The following is a 7,090-nucleotide window of genomic DNA, read 5'->3' as shown; positions in this document are numbered from 1 at the left end:
CTGATGAAGCGTTTGTCAGCATTAGTTTAGATGGCATCAACGATGTACCGACCATCGACACAGCGACCGGTACGGTGCTTACAGAGAACGCGGGTGTCGAAGGTGCGGAAGTGGTGCAGATTACGGCCACTGATCTGGACGGTGACAGCATTACTTACAGCATCACCAGCGGCAACGACGATGATTACTTCATCATCGACGAAGATTCCGGCGTGGTGACCTTAACCGCGGCCGGTGCTTTAGCACTGGGCAACGATGCGCTGACTGACACGAACATCACCTTGGGTGTGACCGCGTCTGACGGCACAGCAACGTCTGAGGAGCAGAATGTCACAATTTCATTAAGTGCAGTTGATGATGTTACCACATTGGACTTATCTTTAGGTGAAGATTTAATTGAGGGTGCATCTGAAGTTGGTGCTATTGTTGCCAGCTTTGTTGTAAGTGACCCTGATAATATCGTGACCGTAGACTTCGCCGACGACACGAATGACAGTGGCTACTACGAGATTAACGGCAACAACATCGTGTTGACTGATGAGGGTAAAGTGGCCTTGGATCTAGGTCAAAGCTTGCCACCTATCAGTTTGGTCACCAGTGGTTCTGAGACGCAAGCCGTGGCGAAAGTGAAACCAACTGTTAACTTAATCAATGATGCACCTGTAGCAGTAGATGACCTTGCTTCAGTCATTGAGGATGGTGGTGTTATTACCATCGATGTGCTTGCAAATGATTACGATGAAGAAGGCGATGATATTAACATCATTTCAGTATCTGTGCCTGAATCTCAAGGTACTGCTATTGTTTCTGATGGTAAAATTCTCTTTACTCCTGCACTCAATTTCAACGGTGCCGCAACTATTAGTTACACTATTTCTGATGGTGAACTAACCAATTCTGCCGAGGTAAGTGTTTCCGTATCTGCTGTTGATGACGCTTCTGTTATTACTGGTGATACTGAAAGCGTTGTATATGAAGAAGATAGTCGAGTCGTCGATGGGTTAGTTTTCACTAATGGTAACCTAACCGTTACAGATGTTGATATAGATGACACTCCTAGTTTTGATACTGAGAGTGTTGTTAGTGCAGATGGTAATTTGGGTAGCCTTGTGATTAACGAAGCAGGTGAGTGGACCTATACCGTTGATGCTGCAAACGAGCTCCAGCATCTAGCTGTAGGTCAAACTTTAATTGAAACCTTTACTATTGCGGCTACTGACGGTTCAACTGAAACTATTAGTGTTACTGTTCGCGGGCAGGATGATGATTCTGTTATCGCTGAACCGAATCAAGTAATTAGTTTCTCGGAGGATATACCATCTGCCTATATGGCAATACCTTTCTCGTTAACGATTAGTGATGTTGATGATGGTGACACTCCAAGATTTGAAACAACAACGGTTCAAGGTGATTATGGTTATGTTGAATATGTAGAGTCTACTACTGAAGTGGGTTCTGGTATCTGGACTTATCATTATGATTACGATAATGGTCAGACACTTGAATCCGGTATTTTCACTGAGATCTTTACATTAACAGCTACGGATGAAACTGAATATAAAATCACAGTTAACATCAATGGGGTGAATGATGTACCGGTTGTTGAAGCGACAGCAGAATATCTTGCTATAGAGGGTGGCGACTTACTTGAAGGTCAAGTTGATGCCACTGACGTTGATAGTGAAAACCTGACTTTTGCTGTTACCAGCGGCGAACAACCCGGATTTACCCTAAATAGTGATGGTAGCTGGAGTTTTGACCCTACAGTGTCAGCATTTGACTCTTTAGCGGATGGCGTTACTCAAGATATATCAGTTGATGTGCAAGTTAGCGATGGTACTAATACTGTTTCTCAAACAATTACTATCACAATCACCGGTACAAATGATGTTCCAACGGCAACTGAAGTTGTTAACGAGTCCGTTGTTGAAGGGGGTACTAGTATCTCTGGTGTCATTGATGCATCCGATGTTGATGGAGATTCACTTTCTTATTCGATTATTGGTGATACGCCTGCTGGGTTTGTACTGGATGGTGATAGCTGGACCTTTGACCCAAGTAACGTTGCTTATAATAGTCTAGCCGCTGGGATAACTGAGACAGTATCTGTGGAAGTGTTAGTTGATGATGGTAACGGAGGAACAGCAACTCAAGTCGTGAACCTTACTGTTACAGGTACAAATGATACGCCTACTGTTGACACAGGCTCTGTTCAAAGTATTGATGAAGTTTCACTAGATTCTAGTTCACCTAACTCAATACAGGGCAGTTATACGGTTGCAGACTCAGACGGCGATTCTATTTCTATTAGTCTGGTTGAGCCAACATCTACTTATTCTTCGCAAGGTCAGGATCTAGTATGGAGTCTATCTGATGATGGTAGCCAGTTAGTTGGTGCTTTAGCAGGGCTTGCGATCGTTACTGTGGCACTAACGGATATGACAGATGAAGGTGGCAATTATTCAGTCACGCTTAATGGTCCGATAGACCATTTAAGTGGCGCTTCTGTTGAAAATATTTCCCTAGAATTCGGTATTGCTATCGATGACGGTGTAAGTAGTGTTACCGAAACTATCAGTGTAACAGTGAATGATGATGTACCTACTGCGGTGACTACTGAGGCCACACTTGATTTATCATCAGTTACGACAGAGCCTGATTCAGCAGAATCTTATTCAATCTCCTCAATTTCTGGTAGCTTCAGTTCTGCTGACTTTACGTCTGCGGCCAATAAGAAGACAGGGTCGATTGATGTGGATCAAGATGGCGACGTTGATTATGTCGGTTGGAAAGATACGGATGGTAAGTATTTCTCATATTCTAGTAATTCTAACTACTATGCTGATGACGCCGATTCTCAATCAGATATTGCAATGGGTGAGAACTTTGTTGTTGCGGAGTTTACGCACAACAACACAGGAATTAATTCAAACTATTCAACGTTAGATAGCGTCGATTTTGACATGACTTTTACTGTTGAAATTGATGGTGTTGAAACTTCTGTCAGTTTGACTCTACCTTTGGACCATGACGAAACGTTAAATACCCTTAATAATGGTAATGATACTGTTACTATTACCTCTCTGCCTTCTACGACAGTCGAGTTAAATGGTGTTACTTACGAAGTCTCATTAACAGGCTTTATGGATAGTAATGGTAATTTGGTAACCACTATTTCTACTCCAGAAGAGTCTTCATCTACTTATTCTATTGTTGCCAATATTGATGTCCTTACTGCGGATATCGATGGTGCTACTGGCTCTATTGATGATGGTACAGTCATCGATGATTCAATTGATGAGGTTAATGATACAGCGAGTACGATCTTAAGCGGAACGGTTGACATAGATGCCGGTGCGGATGGATTAGCAAATGTTGTTGCAAATTCAACTACAGATGTAAACGGTACGTTAGTCATTTCGGAAGACGGTAGTTACATATTTACTCCTAGTACAGAACTAATCAATAGTGACACGGATGTGACGTTAACATATCAATATACTGTTCTTGATAACGATGGTGATTCAGTGGTGAATACTTTGACCATTGATGTGGTTGGTTCGCCAGCAGAGAACACTGCACCAGAAGCTGCAGATGATGTTTCAGTTGGTGATGAAGACTCTGTTATTACGATAGATGTCTTAGTAAATGACTCTGATGCAGAAAATGATGGTTTGACAATTACGAGTGCTACCGTAGCTGAAGAGCTAGGTACCGTTGAGATTGTTAACGGCAAACTCGAGTTTACGCCTGCTGATGATTTCAGTGGTGAGGTGACGATTGATTACGCTATCTCTGATGGTGAATTAACGTCTCAAGCGAGTGTAACGGTGACAGTTGATGCAGTAGCGGATGCTCCTACATTAGAGGTGGAGTTATCGGATGCGGTATCACAAGGTTCTATCACCCTTAATCCAGATGATATTAGTAGCCTCGGGGAAGTTCGAAGTGAGGGGTATGTTAATGGTGTGACTTCACGCGATTCTAGGGAAGTGGACTTTGCTTTTGGTGAAGAATATGCGGGCCAAACAGTGACCATTAGTTTCGACTCATTTATCTCCGGAGGATGGGAAGATGGATCTAATGGAAGTACGGTTGATACCTATACGATTTTGGTAAATGGGGAGCAGGTAAATCAGTATACGTATGAACAAAATACTGGTACGGCAACCCATAACCAACAAGACTCTTATCAAGTAGCATTGGATGATGAGGGTAACGCTACTGTTCAGTTTATTACGCACACTACTGACATTCTAGAAACCGTGGATATCACTAATATTCAGGCGAGTGTAGATTCGACCACTTCTATCAGTCAGTTGACGATTAAAGGAGCCTCCACGGATGCTGATGGTAGTGAAGTACTAAGTTATGAAATCTCTGCATTACCTGAAGGTGCCAACTTGCTTGACGCTGATGGTGCTGTTATTACAGCAAATGCTGATGGTAGTTACAGCTTGACCGCCTATGAGGCTGATGGGCTGCAAATTAGCACGAGCCAAGATGCTAGCGGTTTCGATATTGAAGTTACGGTTACGGCAACTGATGGTCAGTCCACGAGTCAAACTTCTCAGACAGTAACAGTAGAAGATTCAAATACTAACCCTGTTGCAATTGATGACTATGGCTTTGCTGGCCTTGTCGGTAGCTATTACGGTACCGATACACAGATTGATAGCTTGGATGAGTTTATCAATGTGATAGCAAACAACGATCCTACGGCTACGTTCAATGCGACTAATATTGATTATTCTTCGAACGGTTCAACTAGTGAGGCTACCAGTGTAGCAACCGGCACAAATTTGCAGACATTCCTTGGGGATGATGCAGATTCGCTGAGCTCAGACCCGGATGACAACACAGATGGTGGTATTCACCTGCAAGGTTATATCTTCTTGGCGGCGGGAACTTACAACTTCCAAGTTTATGCAGATGATGGTTACCAGATATCCATTGATGGCGAAAATGTCGCGTCTGTTTCTAATAATCAATCCCCTACATCAACAACTCATCAAGAATTTGAGATCGCAGAAGATGGTTATTACGCTATTGATATGATTTGGTGGGATCAGGGTGGGAATTATGTCTTCCAGCCATCCATCAGTTCGGATGGTGGTGAGACTTACACAACACTTGATTCAAGCATGTTGAGCAGTATTAAGGGTGCTCCGTTATCAACAGATGATGAGCATTCCATTACCATTAACCCTGAAACATTATTGGCGAATGACTCTGATGCTGATGGCGATGTCTTGTCTATCTCTAGTATTAGCGATGTTCAAGATGGTTATGCATACCTGAATTCAGAGGGCAGCGTCGTGTTCATTGCGGCGGCTGGCTTTACTGGCACAGCAAGTTTCGATTATACAATTACTGATGGTAATGGTGGTTTTGATACAGCTACGGCTTTTGTTGAAGTGACAGAGTCTGCTATCTTGCCGACGGTGACTGTGACGTTATCAGAAACTCAAGAAACTTCAGCGGGTGGTAATGGTTGGGGTGGCTTTACGGCTGATGATGAGAACATCTCAACCCCTACTAATGACGAAGGAAATTATACTACATGGGAGTCATACACTAGTGACTCTGAAAATATCTATATTGAAGAAAACGTAACTGCATCACTTCAAACACAGGGAGGTAATGATCAGGTTGTCATAGGGGGTAATGCCGTCGAATATATTAATTTAGGAGCTGGTGACGACAAAATTCGAATAGAAGGGACTTTAGGTAGTGATGATATCGAGACGAGTTTAGATGCTGGTGCTGGAAATGATGACGTTTATATTGATGGAGATGTTAAGGAGTATATTAACCTAGGTAATGGAGATGATTTACTTGTAATCGGTGGTTTGGTTGAGTGGGAGATTGAATCTGGTGATGGTAATGATTCACTTTTATTGAATGGATATACTGCAGCTACTTATGCGACAGAAAAATCACTTCCTACTAGTAAGTTAGAAAGTAGAATAAGTGACTTCACTAACATAATGCTAGGAGATGGTACTGTAATTAAAGGTGACGCTTCAGCGTTTGATGATTATTTCACTGGAAGTACGAGTGATACCGATATCCCTACATATTCTTATGATCTTAATGTCGATATTAATAACGAGAATGCAACCGCTGAAGGCGCTACCGTTAATCTATTCGGAATTCCCGCGACGGTTACCGTATTACTTAATGGTGAAACCTTAACGTCAAATACGGATGGCAGTTACAGTATTGATGTTGAGCAAGACCAGACATCTATAAGTGGTCTATCTATTGTGAGTGATGCTGAGCTACCTGAATTTGAGGTAACAAGTACTGTCACTAATAGAGTAGATGAGACAGATGTGGATGTGGATGAAATTATTGCAACCGATAGCTTCCAGTCTGGTACTGATGCGATTGACACCTTGGTTGGCCTCGATGGCGATGATGTTCTCTTTGGTGGCGATGATGAAGCAGCAGATATCTTAACGGGTGGAGCCGGTAACGATGTCTTTATTTTGAATGATGTAGCAGTTCAATCAAATATCGATACTATTACCGACTTCAACGCCGCAGACGATGCTCTTGATCTAACAGATCTGCTATCAGGCATTGAAGGAAACCCAGGTAAAGATGCCGATATGGATGCTATAACAGAGTTCCTAGAGGCTCATGTTAAAGTTGAAGATGGGGCTGTTAAGGTTGATGATGAAGATGTTGCTAAATTTGGAGTCGATGATGACTCACTAACGGATTCAGTGACAACTTCGTTTGACTCGAATGGTGATGGCAGTGTAAACAGCAGCGATAGTATTAAGGTTATTTATAATAATGAGGAATACAACATTAATATAGATGGCTAATATATACCGCTAATCTAAAAGGCCGATGTGAAATTCATATCGGCCTTTTTTTATGGGTTTATAATATAATTAATCTCCAACTGTAAACTTATGTAATTGAAAAGGTGGTTTTGTTCCAAGCTTGTGAGGTTATGTTTATTGAGAGATGAAAACCTATTTATTCACTACAAAGAAAAACAATGACTGTACCTTAGTACAATAGTTGACTCCGTCGCTGAATTATATATTTCGATGATCAGTCTTAATATCCA

General features: G+C 42.0%; 1 protein-coding gene. It reads left to right on the top strand.

Features of this window, described 5'->3' with window-relative positions; genetic code table 11:
• Positions 1-74 precede the first annotated feature (74 nt).
• Complete coding sequence (locus ABJF92_RS07300; protein WP_446815139.1) at positions 75-6,839, top strand: tandem-95 repeat protein; 6,765 nt, start codon at positions 75-77, stop codon at positions 6,837-6,839.
• The last annotated feature ends 251 nt before the right edge of the window (positions 6,840-7,090 follow it).

Source organism: Marinomonas sp. (genome assembly GCF_039940335.1).
GTDB lineage: Bacteria > Pseudomonadota > Gammaproteobacteria > Pseudomonadales > Marinomonadaceae > Marinomonas.
Note: the sequence above shows the minus strand (reverse complement) of the source record. Positions and strands in the feature narration are given on the sequence as shown.